This window comes from Sphingobium sp. OAS761 (genome assembly GCF_024168485.1).
GTDB lineage: Bacteria > Pseudomonadota > Alphaproteobacteria > Sphingomonadales > Sphingomonadaceae > Sphingobium.
The window spans coordinates 197,979-215,044 of record NZ_JALJVY010000006.1 but is presented as its reverse complement, the minus strand read 5'-3'; the positions used below and the strand labels follow the sequence as shown (position 1 = coordinate 215,044).

16 protein-coding genes are annotated in these 17,066 nt (G+C 63.7%); 1 reads left to right on the top strand and 15 read right to left on the bottom strand.

Annotation, left to right across the window (positions count from 1 at the left end):
- Nucleotides 1–135: 135 nt before the first annotated feature.
- Nucleotides 136–1,344 carry a cytochrome P450 gene (locus tag J3E64_RS10140; RefSeq protein ID WP_253342628.1) on the top strand — a complete coding sequence of 403 codons (1,209 nt, stop codon included), beginning with the start codon at nucleotides 136–138 and terminating at the stop codon, nucleotides 1,342–1,344.
- 75 nt (nucleotides 1,345–1,419) lie between these two features.
- Here the strand turns inward: J3E64_RS10140 and J3E64_RS10135 are convergent, their stop codons facing one another.
- From J3E64_RS10135 to J3E64_RS10065, 15 genes are all read right to left on the bottom strand, one after another.
- A complete protein-coding gene (locus J3E64_RS10135) occupies nucleotides 1,420–2,646 on the bottom strand; it encodes a cytochrome P450 (protein ID WP_253342627.1) in 1,227 nt (408 codons plus the stop codon).
- Nucleotides 2,647–2,656: 10 nt separating this feature from the next.
- Entirely contained in the window at nucleotides 2,657–2,854 is a 198-nt protein-coding gene (locus J3E64_RS10130) for a ferredoxin (protein WP_253342626.1), read from the bottom strand.
- A 53-nt stretch (nucleotides 2,855–2,907) separates the two neighbouring features.
- The gene (gene cofC / locus J3E64_RS10125) at nucleotides 2,908–3,519 is read right to left on the bottom strand and encodes a 2-phospho-L-lactate guanylyltransferase (protein WP_253342625.1); all 612 of its coding nucleotides are present in this window, start codon (nucleotides 3,517–3,519) and stop codon (nucleotides 2,908–2,910) included.
- Nucleotides 3,504–4,481 (bottom strand): 2-phospho-L-lactate transferase, encoded by a 978-nt coding sequence (cofD, locus tag J3E64_RS10120; protein ID WP_253342624.1) that lies wholly within the window; start codon nucleotides 4,479–4,481, stop codon nucleotides 3,504–3,506. The genes cofC and cofD overlap by 16 nt, the downstream gene beginning before the upstream one ends.
- Nucleotides 4,482–4,542: 61 nt before the next feature.
- Nucleotides 4,543–5,217: an NADPH-dependent F420 reductase gene (gene npdG, locus J3E64_RS10115; protein ID WP_253342623.1), complete on the bottom strand. Its 675-nt coding sequence runs from the start codon at nucleotides 5,215–5,217 to the stop codon at nucleotides 4,543–4,545.
- Nucleotides 5,214–7,604, bottom strand: coding sequence for a 5-amino-6-(D-ribitylamino)uracil--L-tyrosine 4-hydroxyphenyl transferase CofH (gene cofH, locus J3E64_RS10110; RefSeq protein WP_253342622.1), 2,391 nt, complete (start codon nucleotides 7,602–7,604; stop codon nucleotides 5,214–5,216). The genes npdG and cofH overlap by 4 nt, the downstream gene beginning before the upstream one ends.
- A 6-nt stretch (nucleotides 7,605–7,610) precedes the next feature.
- Complete coding sequence (locus tag J3E64_RS10105) at nucleotides 7,611–8,621, bottom strand: LLM class flavin-dependent oxidoreductase (protein ID WP_253342621.1); 1,011 nt, start codon at nucleotides 8,619–8,621, stop codon at nucleotides 7,611–7,613.
- 17 nt (nucleotides 8,622–8,638) lie between these two features.
- Nucleotides 8,639–9,514, bottom strand: coding sequence for an LLM class flavin-dependent oxidoreductase (locus J3E64_RS10100; protein WP_253342620.1), 876 nt, complete (start codon nucleotides 9,512–9,514; stop codon nucleotides 8,639–8,641).
- A 139-nt stretch (nucleotides 9,515–9,653) separates the two neighbouring features.
- Nucleotides 9,654–10,619: an LLM class flavin-dependent oxidoreductase gene (locus J3E64_RS10095; RefSeq protein WP_253342619.1), complete on the bottom strand. Its 966-nt coding sequence runs from the start codon at nucleotides 10,617–10,619 to the stop codon at nucleotides 9,654–9,656.
- 10 nt (nucleotides 10,620–10,629) lie between these two features.
- Nucleotides 10,630–11,412, bottom strand: coding sequence for an SDR family NAD(P)-dependent oxidoreductase (locus J3E64_RS10090; protein WP_253342618.1), 783 nt, complete (start codon nucleotides 11,410–11,412; stop codon nucleotides 10,630–10,632).
- Entirely contained in the window at nucleotides 11,409–12,128 is a 720-nt protein-coding gene (locus J3E64_RS10085; RefSeq protein ID WP_253342617.1) for an SDR family oxidoreductase, read from the bottom strand. Before J3E64_RS10085 ends, J3E64_RS10090 begins: the two co-directional genes overlap by 4 nt.
- Before the next feature lie 389 nt (nucleotides 12,129–12,517).
- The gene (locus J3E64_RS10080) at nucleotides 12,518–13,855 is read right to left on the bottom strand and encodes an MFS transporter (protein ID WP_253342616.1); all 1,338 of its coding nucleotides are present in this window, start codon (nucleotides 13,853–13,855) and stop codon (nucleotides 12,518–12,520) included.
- A 61-nt stretch (nucleotides 13,856–13,916) separates the two neighbouring features.
- A complete protein-coding gene (locus tag J3E64_RS10075) occupies nucleotides 13,917–14,429 on the bottom strand; it encodes a hypothetical protein (protein WP_253342615.1) in 513 nt (170 codons plus the stop codon).
- A 25-nt stretch (nucleotides 14,430–14,454) separates the two neighbouring features.
- Entirely contained in the window at nucleotides 14,455–15,297 is an 843-nt protein-coding gene (locus tag J3E64_RS10070) for a TauD/TfdA family dioxygenase (protein WP_253342614.1), read from the bottom strand.
- 19 nt (nucleotides 15,298–15,316) lie between these two features.
- Nucleotides 15,317–17,065, bottom strand: a complete 1,749-nt coding sequence (locus J3E64_RS10065) for an amidohydrolase family protein (protein ID WP_253342613.1) — start codon at nucleotides 17,063–17,065, stop codon at nucleotides 15,317–15,319.
- Nucleotide 17,066 lies beyond the last annotated feature (1 nt).

Below are 17,066 nucleotides of genomic sequence, written 5' to 3'. Positions count from 1 at the left end.
AACGGTCGGGTCATTATCCCATTCGGGTCCGCCCGCCCCCTTGTCTGTTCCGCCAACCTGGAATAGGGCGACGCTGCGTAGTGACGGTATCGCGGACATGGCAGCGTACGCCCGACCCGGACAAGGGGAGGCGGAATGCGCGATCAACTTCGGAACGATGACATCAACTTCGACCCACATGATCCAAAGCTGGCCGAATCCGGCGTTCCTTTCGACACGCTCGCACATATTCGCGAACGGCGAACTTACCGGACAAGTGCGGGTGCATGGTACCTGTCACGCTATGACGACGTGGCGGCGGCCCTGACCGATGTCGAGGGCTTTCGCGCCGATCTTGGGCCCATCACGGGTATTCCCGCCGGGGTCGAGGCCATTCCGCCCGAACAGCATTATCTCAGCGAGATATTGGAACCGCGTCACAAGGCGATCCGCCGCCTGATAACCGCGTCCATGTCGTCGGCGCGGTTGGCCACGCTGGAGCCGCGCCTCCGCGCCGAATGCGAACTGCTGGTTGATGCAATGTGCGCTGCACCCGTCGCCGATCTGCATGAAGGATATGCGATGGCTATCCCTGCCTTCGCCATGGCGCATGTCATGGACCTTGACGAAGGCGCGGCCGCGCACTTCATGGCTTGGTCCTGGGATGGCACCTTGCTGCAACGGCCGTCATCGCCGGGCGTGCCGCCGCAAGGACCGTCAAGCCATGTCTTTTTCGCCGACTACCTGGCGCGGCAGCGCGCGCTGCCCAGGCCGTCTAACGATCTGCTGCGTCTTTTGATCGAAGCGGAGGTCGAAGGCGCGCCGCTCGGTGACGCGGAGATCATCACCCAGCTGCATTTCCTGATCCAGGCCGGAGTTCATACGACACGGTCGCTTTTGACTCACCTTTACAACCGGCTGGTGCAGGATTCGGCCCTCTGGTCGGCGCTGAAGGCGGACCGGGGATTGATCGACCGGTTCATCGAGGAATCGCTGCGCCGCGACGCCCCTGTTCAGCGAACCACGCGCCGTTGCATGCGCGACACGTCGTTCGCGGGCGTCGATATGCGACGGGGGGAGATTGTGGAAGCGGGCATCGGGTCGGCCAACCACGATGAGCGGCGCTATGACGATGCACGTGCCTTTCGTCTCGACCGTGACAGCCCGCGCACGCACCTGGCCTTCGGTACGGGCTCGCATATCTGCCCCGGCGCGGCGCTGGCCAGGCTGGAGGCGCGGACATCGCTCGAGGTGTTGCTCGATCGTGTGGCGTGTATGGAACCGATAGCCGGCGTGACCTATCCCCCCTTGCCCGGAAGCCTAGGCCATCAGCCCGTCCCGGCCCGGCTGGTGCCGTGCGCCTAGGACAGATTGGTCGTCCGATTCTGACATCCCGTTCGAGGCCAAGTCTCGCTCGAAAAACCAATCCGCCAGGCGCGTTCAGCCCGCCGGCCATTGCAGTTTCAGGCTGCGAAAGCCCATTACCGATCCGCCGAATGCCGTAGCCTGCCCCTGGTCGGGAACCAGCTCGAAATCAGGGATGCGCTTCAGCCATTCCTGAAGCGAAACCATGATTTCCCGCTTTGCGAGGTGCGATCCTACACAGCGGTGCGGACCCACGCCGAAGGTCACATGGACATTGACTTCGCGGTCCAGATTGATGGTTTCCGGGTCGCGAAATGTGCGCGGATCGCGGTTCGCGACCGTATTTGGCAGTGCCACACGGTCGTTCCGCCGCAGCTGCACGCCGCGAAACTCGCAATCGTCCTTCACCCGGCGCACGATATTCGACACGGCATTGATCCGCATCAGTTCCTCGATGGCGCGCAGGAAACCGTCAGGATCGTCCAGCCGGTCTCTGAAATAGGCGCGCGAAGCCGGGGTCGTGGCGAGATGGCGCCAGATATAGGCCATCGTGTTCGTCACCGTATCCAGCCCGGCGACGAACAATAGAAAGCCGCAATTGAGCATGTCCTGCCAGCTATGCGGGTTCCCGTCGGCATCGCGCGCGGTCACGATGGTGCTGGCGATGTCATTTCCAGGATTTTTCTGTTTTTCGCGAAAAAATGCGTCGATTTCGGCGAAGATGCTGTTCACCGCCTCGCCTTTCACCTTGGGATCGCTGGTGCGGAAGAAGGCATTGGCCAGGGTCAGGAAATCGTCCAGCCGCTCCTCGGGCATCCCGAACAGATAGAGGAAGGAGGAGGTGGGAAATTTCTCCGCATATTCGGGAATGAAGTCGCAACTTCCCTTCGCGGCAAACCCGTCGATAAGCACGGCCGAGCGGCGGCGCAGTTCATCGGTGATGTCGCGCACGGCCTTGGGCGTGAACATCGGCGCCAGCAGGCGACGGAAAACATTATGCTCCGGCGGATCGAAGCCCACGGGCTGCAATGTAGGCCAATGTTCCATCGGCGGCATGGAGGCCTGGTGGTTGGAGAAGATGGAATAGTCACGATAGGCTTCGACGATGTCGTCATAGTCCAGGAAGACCCAATGGCCCCCGTTGCGCGGCGTGTAGAATTTGCTCGGGACACCGCTTCGAACCAGATCGTGCCAGATTTCCGTGGGATCGCCTTCGCCGGGCGGAACGGAGAAGAAATCGAAGTCATGGATCAGCTCGGCCGGGACATGGTCTGGCGGAGCTGGGAAGAATGCACGGGTCATATACTGTCCTTCATCGGCTCGAAATGCGAAGCGCGCCTTCGGGGCAGTTTCGAACGGCGAGGCGGGCCTTATCCTCCAGTTCGGGCGGTACGTCCGGCTGGTGGATCACGCATTTGCCCTCGACGGCGTCTGTTCCGAAAACTTCGGGGCAGATATCTTCGCACCGCGCATGCCCCTGACAGACATTCAGGTTGACATGGACTTTCATGCTGCTTGCTCTCCGGGAAAGTGGCGCTACCCACTCTGGTAACCGAGCGAAGACTATAGGGACGAGCAACGGGCGTGTAGGGCGACCGGGGGATTTTTCATATTGCCGGAACATGCCCAGTCGCCGGGCGTGTCCATGTCCCGCGAGAGGCCTTTTAACCGGATAACGCGGCGCGAGAGGCCACGCGCATTCGCCTGCGCCAGATGATGGGCACAGCTTCCCGGACCGAAGGCGAAAAACCGATGCCTGCCCCTCAGCAAAAGGGCGTTGGTTCCCTTGCCGCTCCGGTCGCAGCCGATCAGGACGGTCTGCTCCCGTTGGGCCAGAGCACGCAACTCTGCCGCTGTCAGGAATGGCAGGTCGGCATGCAATACAAGCAGATCGGACAGGGTCGGCACCTGCCGCGCCGCACCCTTCAATTCGGCATTCAGGTCCCCTGCTTCGGACAGGATTATGTCGTCCGCGCCGCAATCGCGCGCCCATGACGCGACCTCGCTATCGGGTGTCACCACCAGCACGGGCTCGTCGAACGCCGATTGCGCGATTCCGATCGTGTGGCGGAGCAGCGTCCGGGCCAGATCGGCGCGCTGGTGCGTGCCCAGCACAGGCGCCAGCCGTTGTTTGGCCAGGCGGAAGTCCTTGGCCGGGATCAATGTCCAGGGCATGGAGCGTCCCGGCTATTCGGCAATGTCCCGGCAAAGCGGATGGCCCGTTCCGCCAGGGTGATGCGTGAAGGCAGGTCGGTCATGACGGTCGGCCCTATATTCACGGCGATACCCTGTGCTTCGATCGTTTCGCCCAGTTCGGCGTCCGCTGTGTCGAGCATGTAGCCGTCGATGAGCCCATGATAATAATGTGCGACCGTGTCGGCAGATACCGCCAGACCCATCTCGCGCATCAGCTTCGCGGTTGGCCCCTTGATCGCCTGTCCCGCGACGATGGGAGCGACCGCAACGACCGGCGCCGTAGTGGCAGCCAGCGCTGCGCGCAAGTCGGGCATGGCCAGTAGCGGCGCGATGCTCAGCCAGGGATTGGACGGGCACAGGATCACGGCTTCCAGCGCCGGATCGGAGAGCGCGGCCATCGCCGTCTCATTGGGGATGGCGGTTTCGGCGCCGCGATAATGGATGGCGCGCATCGCCGGTTCGGCGCGGCGGCCGACGAAATAGCGTTGGAAGGGAAGCAATCCCTCGTCGGTGTCGACTTCGGTTCGGATCGGATCGTCGCTCATCGGCAGGATGCGGGCGGCGACACCCAGCCGTGCCGAGACGTCGGCGGTAACGGCGGTCAGACTTTCGCCCGCACGTAATCGCCGGGTCCGTTCGACGTGCAGCGCCAGATCGCGGTCGCCAAGCTGGAACCAGTCCTCACCGCCCAGACGTCGCAGCTGGTCCATGAAAGCCCAGCTCTCGCCTTCGATGCCCCAGCCCTGCGCCGCGTTGCTGATCCCGCCCAGAGTATAGGTCACAGTGTCGACATCGGGGGAGATATGAAGGCCCAAATGCTCGAAATCGTCACCGGTGTTGACAAGGATCGCAAGCGCCTCGGCCGGAACGACATGAGTCAGGCCCAGCGCCAGCTTCGCGCCGCCTACTCCGCCGCACAGGGCCAGAACGCGCGGCTTCATCAGCACATGCCCATGTGGCGCGGCCGGATCGGGCCCTGCGCGTTGATCAGGCGTTTTCGGCTCATGGCTGGTCGGGGATGCCGGTGATACGTATCCCTGCGCCGTTTGCGACCTTGTAGCGCTTATTCATGGCGATCAGGACCGATGTCAGCGCCTCGGCCGCAGCCGAATTCGCAAGCGGCCCGGCGTGCCAGGCCACGATTCCGATCGCGCGGGCCAGCTGGCACACGGTTTCGCGCGCATCCACATCGTCACCAGCCACCAATACGTCGCAATCGACCGGCTGATCGAGCGCGGACAGTTGATGCGCCGACACATTCTGGAACGCCGACACGACGCGCACACCGTCGCCCAACATCCTTTGCAGCGCCTCCACGGCCGATCCGCCTTCGGGCAGCTGAACGCGGGCGACCTTGGGCGGTTGAAGAGGGACGGTCACGTCGATCAATATCTTGCCGTCCAGCGCCTCGCTCACCTCCTGCGCCAACGCCTGTTGCCCCGAATAGGGAACCGCCAGCACGACGATGTCACCGGCCGCAGCCGCGTCCATATTCGCTGCGCCGCTGACGTCGCCACCGGATGCTTCGGCCAGCCGGCCGGCGGCCTCCGCCGCGCGGTCGGCGTCGCGCGAACCGACGATAACCCTATACCCCGCCTTTGCCCAACGGGCCGCCAGCCCGGCGCCCTCATGGCCCGTGCCGCCCAGCACGGCGATGACTTGCTTGTCGTCATTCATGATCGTCCGGCTTCCTCCAATGCGCGCCGGCGTCGCGGCGCTGTCTGATGTGGTGCGGTCAGCGCCTCGGCACCCCGTCCCGCGGCCATCCGATCGATCGATGCCGCACGGTATAGAGTATCGCGCTGTCTGGGCTCACGACCTTCGGAGCGGATCACTCGTTCCATCGTCTCGGGCGACCATTCCTGTCCGTGGGCCGCGCCTGCCGCTCTGGATATGCTTTCGTTCATCAGCGTGCCGCCCAGGTCGTTGACGCCTGCTGCCAGCGCCGCGCTTACGCCGGCCTCGCCCATCTTGACCCAGGACACCTGGATATTGGGGATCAGCGGATGCAGCACCAACCGCGCCACCGCATGCATCAATATCGCCTCGCGGAACGTCGGGCCGGGTCGCGCGCCGCCCTTGCGATAGATCGGTGCCTCCGCCGCGACGAAGGGCAGGGGGACGAATTCCGTTATCCCGCCTGTCCGTGCCTGCAACGCCCGGATGGCAAGCAGATGGCGCGCCTGATGTTCAACCCGCTCGATATGCCCGTACATGATCGTCGCGGTGGTGGGCAGGCCGACGCCATGGGCCGCCTCTATCGTTTCGATCCACTGGCCGGCAGTCAGCTTTTCGGGACACAGCGTATCGCGGACATCGTCGCACAATATCTCCGCTGCCGTGCCCGGCAGGCTGCCCAGGCCGGCGTCCCGCAACATGGTCAGGAAAGTCGGCACGTCGACCCCCAGCGACGCAGCGCCGTGCCGTACCTCCAGCGGGGAAAAGGCATGGACATGGATATCCTTCGCGCCCGCCTTCGCCGCGGCGAGCAGGTCGAGATAGGTCTGCCCGCTATAATGGGGATGGATGCCGCCTTGCATGCAGACCTCGGTCGCACCGCGCGCCCAGGCTTCGGCGGTCCGGCGGCTGACCTCCTCAAGGTCCAGGTCATAGGCCGGTCCGCGCAGTTCGGCGGCGGTCTTTCCCTTGGAAAAGGCGCAGAAGGCGCATTTGTGGAAACAGATGTTGGTATAGTTGATGTTGCGGTTGACGACGAAGCTGACCTCGTTTCCTGCCGTTTGTGCACGCAGCGCATCGGCGGCATCGCAGACTGCGCCGACATCCGGTCCGCGCGCGCCCAGCAACTGCGTGATCATCGCGTCATCGGGCGAAGCGCCGGATTCGAGCGCTTCCAGAGTGGCCTGTACGCGCGGGTCATATGGTAGCGACGGCCGCCGGACCAACGCCGGCGCCGGCAGCGCGCTGCCGACACGCCAGCCGTCGATGCGGGGCAGGCCGTGCGTGTCCATCGCCTCACGCAAGCGGCCGTGCAATACCGGCACCTGCCAACGATCAAGGTCGACCAGATGGGAAGGATGCGCGGCCAGCCGCTCGGTCAATATACCTCCCCGGGCTTCGGTTTCCTCGCGCAGCCGGGCGATTGCGGGCCATGGGGCTTCCGGATTGACATGATCGGGCGTCACCGGCGACACGCCACCCCAGTCGTTGATGCCCGCTGCGAGCAGCTGCCCGAAACCGGCACCGGCCAGATTGGGCGGCGCCTGTATCGTCATATGCGGCCCGAAAGCCAGCCGCGCGATGGCAATGGTCCACAATAATTCGTCGCGGTCGGGTTCGTCGGCGAAGGCCATGCGCGTATCGGCTTTGGCCCGAAAATTCTGGATGATGATTTCCTGCAAATGCCCGTGGCGCCGGTGGAGCGCGCGCAGGGCCAGCAACGCATCGATCCGCTCGCTGCGGCTTTCGCCCAGGCCGATCAGGATGCCGCTGGTAAAAGGAACCTGCGCCTCGCCCGCGAGCCGGATGGTTTCCAGCCGTCGTTCGGGCAGCTTGTCGGGCGATCCGAAATGTGGTCCGCCCCGGGCAGTGAGGGAAGGGGCTGTCCCCTCCAGCATCAGGCCCTGAGAGATGGATACTTCCCGAAGCGCGGCGATATCCGCCGCCGTCATCACGCCGGGATTGGCGTGGGGGAAAAGGCCCGTTTCCTTCAGCACCAGGCGACACATGGCGGCAAGATAATCGATGGTGCTGCCATACCCCATCTGGTCCAGCGCTTCACGCGCGACGCGATAGCGCAGTTCCGGCTTGTCACCCAGGGTGAACAGCGCCTCGCGGCATCCCGCCGCTTCGCCCGTGCGCGCAATCGCCAGTATCTCGTCGGGCGAAAGATAGGGGCTCTCGCCCGTTCGCGGCGGATGGGCGAAGGTGCAATAGGAACAGACGTCGCGGCATAGACGGGTCAGCGGGATGAAGATCTTGCGCGAATAGGTAACGACGGCACCGAACCCTTCGTCGCGCACCGCCGCGGCCCGCGCCATGAGCGCCGCGAGCGGTTCCATTGCGGCGACGTGCCGCAGCGTCACTTCATCCATTGCGCCGGTCATTGCATCCTACAGCCTGTGCCGCCAACGCGGCTTCGTCGTCCGCGGAACATGCGGATGAACGTGGCGCTCATAAAGCCTCAGCATCTCCCACCCTTTCTCTATCGGGGCGCCGGCGAACAGCGGGGAAAGATACAGCGAGCTGCTGTCGCCCAGCGTCTGCACCAGCGCAACCGCCTCATCGGGGGTCAATATCTGATATTCGCCGCTTTCGCGGATCGTGTCGTCGCTGATGTTCGTGCTGTAGGGGCTCACCGTTTCGTGCTGGGCCTCCGCCGTCCAGGCGGCATAGCTGTGCATGACGTGACGTATATGCGGCATCAGCCATTGCCATTCGCGCTCGGGTTCTTCGGAAATCCAGAGGAAGGTCGGGCCCTGCCGGGGATATTCGCCTGGATCGTTGTGGCCCAGCAGCGCGCATTCCGCGCGATATATGTTCCAAGCCTTCGGCCCGAACAGCGGGACCAGCAACCCGTCGGCGACGTGGGCGGCCGCGCGCGCAACCTTCGGGGCGACGCCGCCCAGCATGATCGGCACTTCCGTGTCCGGGACCGGTGAAACCCGGCAGGGTCGCCCGTCATAATCGAACGGCTCGCCGGTCCAGGCCTGCTTCAGCAATCGGGCAACCCGGCATGTATGATCGAACCGGTCGTCGGCGTTGCGCCCGTACATGGCGAATTCGCTCGGTCGATAGCCAAAGCCCAGTCCAAGTTCGTAGCGCCCGCCGCTTACGATCTGGAGAACGGCGATATCCTCCGCCAGCCTGACCGGATCGTAGCAGGACGCGAGCAGCACCGCCGACCGCAAGATAATGCGCTTCGTCCTGCCCGCCAGCGCCCCCGCAAGCACCAGCGGGGAAGGATTGTAGCCGTCGTTTGCCTGATGATGCTCGCCAAGGCCGATCACGTCGATACCGATGTCATCGGCCCAGGTGGCGATGTCCAGCGCGGCCGCGAAAACATCCTTCCTTGGCGCGCCGAAATCCGGCGCGCGCATGTCAAAGATCAGGACCGTTTCCATCGCGCCGTGCCCATCCTTCAGAGTTTGGAGATCACCTCGTCCGCGAAGCGCTTCATGTCGTCGATTTTGTCCGACAATGGCTGGCTGTCCTCCTCGACAGCGTAGAGGTTGCGAAAGGCGACCGGCATGTCGGTGACGCCCAGATCCTCGTGCCGCTTTACCACGTCGACGTCGATCTTACCCATCGCTGTCGCGAATATGCGGAACGGATTGCCGCTGGTTCCGGCTTCCGCGCGATAGCCGTTGATTTTGTCGATCATGCTCGACACTTCTTCCGTTCCGCCATTGCCGCCGGCATACATGAAACCGTCATTATGTGCCGCGCGCTTGAGCGCCGCGTCCGAAAAGCCCCCGATCAGGATCGGCAACGGCTTGCCGGGGACGGGATTGAGCTTTGCCGGCGGCAGATCGTAGAATTCGCCGTGGAATTCGAAGTAGCCGCCCGCACACAGGCCGCGCACGATGGCGATGCACTCGTCGAACCGCTTCCCGCGCTTGGCATAAGGCACGCCCATGACGGTATAATCCTCAGGCCAGACCGAAAGTCCCACGCCCAGGTTGAACCGGTCGCCGGTCAGCGCGGCGATGGAGGAAACCAGCTTGGCGGAATAGAGCGGGGGGCGCACCGGCAGCTTGACGACATTGGTCGTCATCTCCAGGGTTTTCGTCGACACGCCGATCGCAGTCGCCAGAATGAAGCTTTCGATGAATGGCTTGTTTTCCAGAAACTCGCGCCCGCCATCCTCGGTATAGCTGTAGCTGGTGTCGGATGCCTTGGGATAGATCAGACTGTCGGGGATCGTGAAGCCCGCATAACCGTTGGCCTCAGCCGCCTGGGCCAGAGGAACGTAATTGGCAATGGGGGTCATGCTTTCGGCATAGTGAAACCGCATATCTCTCTCCCGTTCCGTAGCGGTTCGTTACGCCCGGCGCTGGGCTTCACCGCATTTCGCATTGGATTGGTCGCCTACCTATCCGCAAATGACGGTCATTGCCAGATAGTTAATTATTGATTGCGTAGAAAATATGCCTTCACCCTCGTTGTTTCCATGGGTGCGCGGCGCGCAGCAGCGGCAGCATAGGCGCGAGCGCGTCGATCTGCGCCTCCACCTCTTCAGGCATCACCCCCGGCACATGCACGCGCAGGTTGATGGCGTCCGCGCCCACGGCATGGGCAGCCTCGGCTAGCTGGTCGGCAATGGCGTCCGGCGTCCCGTTGATCAGCTGATTTTCCCCCCAATGCTTCATCAGCTCCCTGCTGCCATAAGAGCCATATACACCGATCTGCCTTTCCTGCCGTTCGAACGATCCTTCACCCGCCCACACGCGGCGGATCAGGACGATAGGCCCCGTCCCGCCATGATCATGGTAGATCTGCGCGAGTTCGCGCAGGCGGGGTGGAGGCGTGATGGATTCGAACAGCAGGCCTGCCTGAACGCTGGCGGCAAAGCGGCAGCCGCGCGGGGAAGCGCTGGCCGCCAGGATCGGTACCGGCGCATCGGCGCAGGCCAGGATTGCGGGGTCCTGGCCCAGTTCGCCTTCCGACCGGCCGCGCAGCGCCTCTGCTATATGCCCGAACGCATGGAGGAAGCGGTCTATATGGCCCTCCTTGGGCACTTCCATGATATCGAAATCGCTCTCCAGCGATCCGGTGCCCACCCCGAGTCCGACCCGGCCGGGGAAGCGCGCGGACAGCCAGGCCATATCTTCCGCGACGAGTGCCCAGGGGCGCAGCGGCAGCAGGACCGGGGCAGGGGCTACCCACCCTCCATCCATCGCTCCCAGCATGAATCCGGCCGTCTGGATCGTATTGGGGATGTAGCCCGGGAAACCGCCATGATGTTCGCCCATCATGATCCCGTCGAAGCCGACCTTGGCCGCCTGGCGTGCTTGTTTCATCTGCTGCCCCACAATGTTTTGCGCTGACAGTCCGTCGTGCAGGTAGATACGCAACGAAATGGAGCCGGGCGCGAAGGGCGGAAGATGCTGATAGGCCATGGCACATCCTTCAGAGGGTAGTGAAGCGGCCACCATCGACGATGATCGTCTGGCCGTTGATATAGCCGGAGCCGCTGCTCATAAGGAATGCGACCACCGGCGCGATGTCGGTTTCGGGATCGCCCACCCGGGCCAGGGGCACCACCCGGTCAAGCCGGGCCTTCAGCGCGGGGTTGGCGGCGATCGCACTTTCCAGTCCCGGTGTCATCGACAGGGGGGACAGGCAGGTCACGGAAATTCCGTACCGTCCCCATTCCACTGCCAGGCTCTTGGCAAAGCCGCGCAGGGCGCCCTTGACTGCGGCATAGGCGTGGCGGCGCACGGCACCCTCCATCGCGGCCGGGGATGTCATCAGCAAAAGGCGCCCGCGCCCCGGCCGGAGGTGGGGGAAGGCGGCACGTGCGAGGTTGAACGCGCCGCGCAGCGACACGCCGATCGCCGACTCCCATTGGTCATCGGTTGCATTCTGAATTTCGATTTCCGATCCGCTTCGCCGGTCGATGGCGTTGTGGACAATGCCGTCCAGCCCACCGAAAATCTCCACGGCGCGCGCGACGGCGCGTTCGACGTCGGCCGCGACGGTGACGTCGCCCTGCACCCAGAGAGCCGAGCCTCCCCTTGCTTTCACCGCATCCTGCGTCCTCGCGCCGTTTTCGCTCGGGGCAAGGATGGCGACATTCGCGCCCGCATCGCCGCAGGCCAGGCATATGCCGCGACCGATGCCGGCGCCGCCGCCTGTCACCAATATTGTCCGGTCCGTCAGATCGAGAAAATAGTCGTCGCGCTTGCTCATGGCGTCATCCACCGTCCGTCGTCCGCGCCGATCGTTGTCCCGGTCACGGCCGCGAAGCCTGGCGTCAGCATGGTGGCGATCAGTTGTGCCGTACTCGTCCAGTCCGAACCCGCATGCAGGCTGGGCGCGGGCAGCCCGGGCCGTTCCAGTTCTGCCTCGATGCCGGCGAGGCGGGCGGCGGGGACCGCGATGCTGTTGACGCGAATGCCATGATTTCCCCATGCGCGCGCGGCGGCCTTGGCCAGTGACCGCAATCCTTCAGCCGCTGCCGCCCAAGGCAATAATCCGTCGGCACCGGTCATGGCGAGCGAAGGTATCAGCAGGATGATCCGCCCACCCGTCGGGCGCAGCATGTCGTGCGCGGCCTGAAAGAAGATGCGTCCGTTTTGCAGGGGGCGTTCGCAGCGGGCGATCCAGTCGCCTTCCGTCATCGTTGCGATGGGCTGCGGGGTCGCGACATCCTCGTCCGCGCAGCTCAGGATCATCGCATCTACCCCCCCCAGATTTGCGCATACGGTCGACATGAACGCATGGGTGGCTTCGACGGAGGAAAGCGGGTTCGTGTCGGTCGCTTCGCCCGCGACGGGCGCGCAGCGCACGCCGGACCGATGCAAACCGTCCGCCAGTTGGCGCGCCACTGTTCCTCTCGCGAAGATCGCCGCCCGGGGGGCGGTGCTTTCGTCCGTGAACACTCTTATCGGTGCTTCGGCTGTCATTTCGACAAGCTAACCGCAGCCACGCATATGACCATATGATCATGGCCCTATTCCGACATTTCAGAATATTTCCCATAATATCGAAAAATCTCTCCATACGTTCATTGTTGACCCGGATGTCGGCAGGCCGAAGGGCATTGGGAGAGGATTTGCGATGCTGAATCTGGAAGGGTGCTTTTACATCGTCGCGGGGGCAGGGAGCGGCGGCATCGTAAACCTGACATCGGCGGCAGGACAGGCGTCGATGGCCGATGCGGTGGGGTATGGCGCGGCCAAGGCAGTGCTCAATAATCTGACGAGGACCAGGCTGCCGAATGGGCGGCATTCGGTTCGCGTCATTCCGCTCGGTCAGCGCGAATGCCGCGCTGAGGGAACGGATCGGCTGATGGTCAGGCCTGTGCCGGCAGTTCTGCCTTTTCGCGTTGCAGAGCCCGGACGGTGACCAACCAGTGAACAGCGGCCCAGGCGAACAAGCCTGCAAACACCATGAGCGCCATGCGCAGCCCGATGGAAGGGGCGCCATATGCCTTGCCGAAATGATCGCTCAGCATCCCGCAGACGAGCGGCCCGGCCGACACGCCGATCAGGTTGGCTGCGACGATGCGCACCGCTGCCGCGCGCGCCCGCGTCGCGACCGGGGCCAGGTTTTGCGTCAACGCGATTGCCGGTGCTGTCCAGAAGGCCCCGAATATCGTCGGCAGAAGCAGCATGCCCAGCGCCAGCCGGCCGCTGTCGACATAGAAGACCGTGGCATAGAGCGGTATGCACAGCAACAGGCCGACGACGGGCAGCCACAATGTCCGGTCCATGCCGTTGCGACCGAAGCGCGTCGCCTGCCAGCCGCCGAACATCGTTCCGATGACGCCCCCCGCGCCTGCGATCAGGCCCATGCTGGGCCCCACTTGCGACAAAGGCAGGCCGTGCGACCGGATCAGATAGGATGGAATCCAGGCCATCATGCCCGCCTCGACGAAGGAGGTAACGGCCGTCGCAATCGTGACATGGACGAACGAGGCGCGACGCAGCAGCAGTTTAAGCGCCTGACCAAAGGGAATGAGTGCCTTGTGCCCATCCTCCTTCTGTTGCCGGTCCATTGCGCCGCGCATCGGCTCGCGGGCGAAAAGCCAGAATAGTATCGCGGCGACGATGCCGGGCGCGCCGGCAACGAACAGCGCCGTCCGCCAATCGGAATAGGCCGCGACCAGCCCTCCGATCGAGAGGCCGGCCATCACACCGAAGGGAATCCCGACCGAAAATACCCCGAGCGCGCGTGGGCGTTCGGCGGGCGGGTACAGGTCCGAAATCAGCGCATGGGCGGTGGGCGTAAATCCCGACTCCGCCAGCCCCACGCCCATGCGCGCCATGAAGAAATGCGCATAACCGCGCGACAGGCCGCAGATTGCAGTCATGGCACTCCAAATCGCCAGCAGGCCCGACAGCATCCGTACCCGATTGATCCCGCGATCCACGATCTGAGCGATCGGAACGCCCATTATCGTGTAGAAAAAGCCGAAGGCCGCGCCCGTCAGCAAGCCCAGATGCCAATCCTGCAGCTGGAACTCATGCTTTATCGGCTCCTGTAGGATGACGATGATCTGCCGGTCGAGATAGTTCAGCATGTAGATGAAGCAGAGCATGAAGAGCATGGCCCGCCGCCGGCCTGCACTGATAGCCGGCGGACGAGAGCGCATATCATTTTCCGCCGCCAGCGGGGCTGCTGCCTCCATGTCCGTCATCCTCTCACCTCCGCGCGGGCGGTTGGCCCCGTCATTCTGAAGTAACTTTGGCTCAGCTGCCGTCCTTGGTGACCGCATTGCGTGAATCGGTGAACCATTCCGGAATATCGAGTTGCGCGTCCGGCAGCTGCTCCACGCCTCGTTCCCGGCGCAATTTTTCAAATCCCTCCGGATCGGCCGGGAAGGAACCCGGATCGCCCATCATGATCATATAGGATGTGCAGCCTTCGGGCCCGGCGATGAAAGGGCCGAACGTGTCGCCGTGGTCCAGCGCGATATGCGTGCCCGGACCGCAGACGCGGTCGCCGCAAGTCATCGATCCTTTGAGCACGAATACGATGTGATCGCTGTTATGGCCATGGGCGCGGATCATCATTCCCGGATCCCATTCGGCATATAGCGAATTATAGCGGGGGTTCCATTCCATCCATTTTTCCCGCGCCTCGACGACCCGGTCGCCGATCTTCTGGCGGCGAACGACCTGCCACTTATGGTCTTCCAGCTGGGTGAAGCGGGCCTTCTCGTTGATGCCGGCCAAGGGATAGCGCGCTTGCTCTTCCGCCATGATCCTGATCCTTTCCTGGTGTTGTTCAGGCCGCCATGCCTTGGCTCTCCGGCCCCTTGGGCGGATGCCCGACGAGCGCGACCCGCTTCATGACACGCCTGGTGTTGAAATCGGCGATGGCACAATGCTGCACCGTCCGGTTGTCCCAGAAGGCGACGTCGCCGACATTCCAGTGGAACCGCACGGCGAATTCGGGCCGCTTGACATGTTCGAGCAGGAAATCGAGCAGCATCCGGCCTTCTTCCTGTGACAAGCCCATAATCTCGGTCGTCCAGTTGGCGTTGACGTTGAGCGCCTTGCGGCCGCTGACCGGGTGGACTTCGACCAGCGGATGGACCGCGGTCGGAAAGCTGTGGATTTTATCTCCCAGCGTATCGCGTACGTCCTGGCTTCGCGCAGCGAGGGGACGGATCGAATGCAGCGCGGACAGCCGGTCGACCAAGGCCTGTATCGGTTCGGACAATGCCTCATAGGCGGCAACCGAACTTGTCCAGCAGGTATCGCCGCCGACGTCCGGCTTTACCATGCATTGCAGGATCGATCCCAGCGGCGGAGCCTCCAGATAGGTGCGGTCGCGATGCCAATATTCCGCGCCCCGACCCTTGGCCGATGTCGCCTCCATCCACAGCACTTCGCGATTGGACGATGGTTTCGGCTGGATTTCGGAAATGTCGAGCGTGCCGAAATAGCGGCCCACGCGCATATGTTCCTCTTCTGACAAAGGCCGCTGTTCGCGGAAGAACACCACATAATGGTCATGCAGCGCATTGGTGATCGCGCTGATTTCGCCGTCCGACAACGGCCGGCTAAGGTCTACCCCGCCTACTTCGGCGCCGATCGCGCCCGTCACCTTGCGGATTTCCATCATCTGCATTCCTCCTGCGATGTCACGCCGCTTCCAGGGCGGTGCCGGGTGCCACCACATGCCCGGGCAGCGCACCGGTCAGTTCGCCATCGATGACGATCGGCTGGCCGTTGACGATCGTCGCCTTGACTCCCGTTCCCAAAGCCTTCCAGCGACCGATGTCACCGGGCAGGTCGCGCACGAATTCCTTGCGCCAAGGGCCGATCGTTTCCGGGTCGAAGATCATGATGTCGGCCCAGCCACCGACGCGCAGCGTGCCACGATCGGAGAAACCCAGCATGGCGGCCGGCACCTGCGTGATCTGGCGGACGCCTTCCTCCAGTGTCCAGCGCTTGCGGTCGAGCACCCAGGACCGTAGGAAATAGGAACTCCAGTCCGAACCGTCGTCCTTGTGCAGATGGGCTCCGCCATCGGAGACGCCGACGATCATGTTAGGATGCCCTTGCGCCACGTCCACGGCTTGTGCCCATTCCGGGCTCTCGGTGCGCCAGCGGAACGTTGTGCGCATATCCTCGTCCGCGGCAAGGTCCAGCATCGCGTCCATGGGCGCGACGCCGCGACCGGCCGCCAGATCGGCGATGGATTTCCCTTCCAACGCACGATTGCGCTCCTCGGCGACCTGCACCACGTAAATGTCGCCCCATTGCGGTGCGGGCAGGGTTGTGCCCTTCGCGGGGTCCTTGTTGCAATTTTCGACCGACATGCGCAGCCGGTCCCGCCACGCCGGCTCGCAGATCGCGGCGCGGCGTTCGTCGTCGGGCAGGTTCAGGAATTCGTGAAAGGCGAAGCAGGCCTTGTAATGTCCGTTGTTCGGCCCGATCTCGACCGTCCGGTCAAAGGGGCGGCTCATCATCAGCGAATAGACAGGCGTGCCACGCTCCGTCGCCAGGTCCAGAAACTTGGATGCCGCTTCCCATCCGGCTGTGGGCACATCGACCTTGCTGCGGCCGCCGATGCCCTGGATGACGACCGGCAGCCCCGAAGCATCGCCGATTTCAAGCAGCAGGTCGTAATCATCCTGTGTCATTCCGCCGATCGCGCTGGCGGGGAGGTAACAGATGCTGCCCGGCCGCCCCTTGCCGGCGGTTGCCGACAGGGCCAGCAATTCCCGCCGGTCCGCCTGGCGCGACGGAACGGGCCGCCCCTTTATGTCCAGATGCGTGGCGGCGGCCGATGAGGACAGACCGGCGGCGCCAGCCTCCACCGCCTCGTCGACGACCGCCTGCATCGCCTCTACCTCTTCAGGTGTGGCCGCGCGATCATAGGCGGCGTCCCCCATCACCCAGCGCCTTATGTTCGAATGGCCGACATAACAGGCGAAGTTGACGCCCAATGTGCCCTTGAGTGAGGCGAGATATTCCGGAAATGTCTCGAAATTGTCCCAGGGGACACCGGATAGGGCGATCGGGTTCATGTCTTCGACGGCGGCGAAGATGTCGGTCAGGAACTCCCGGTCGTCCCTGCGCACGGGCGCAGCCGAAAAACCGCAATTGCCCGCGAGCACCGTCGTCACGCCGTGAAAGCACGACATGGTGGCATAGGGATCAAAGGTGATCTGCGGATCGTAATGTGTATGCGGGTCGACGATTCCCGGCGCCACGATCATCCCGGTCGCGTCGATTTCCCGGTCCGCCGTCGCATCGCGCAGATGCGACAACGCCGCGACCCGGCCGTTCCTGATGCCGACATCGACGCGCCGACGCGGGAGGCCCGTCCCGTCGATGACGAAGCCGCCGCGAATGACAAGATCATAGTGCTGGGAAGACTGCATG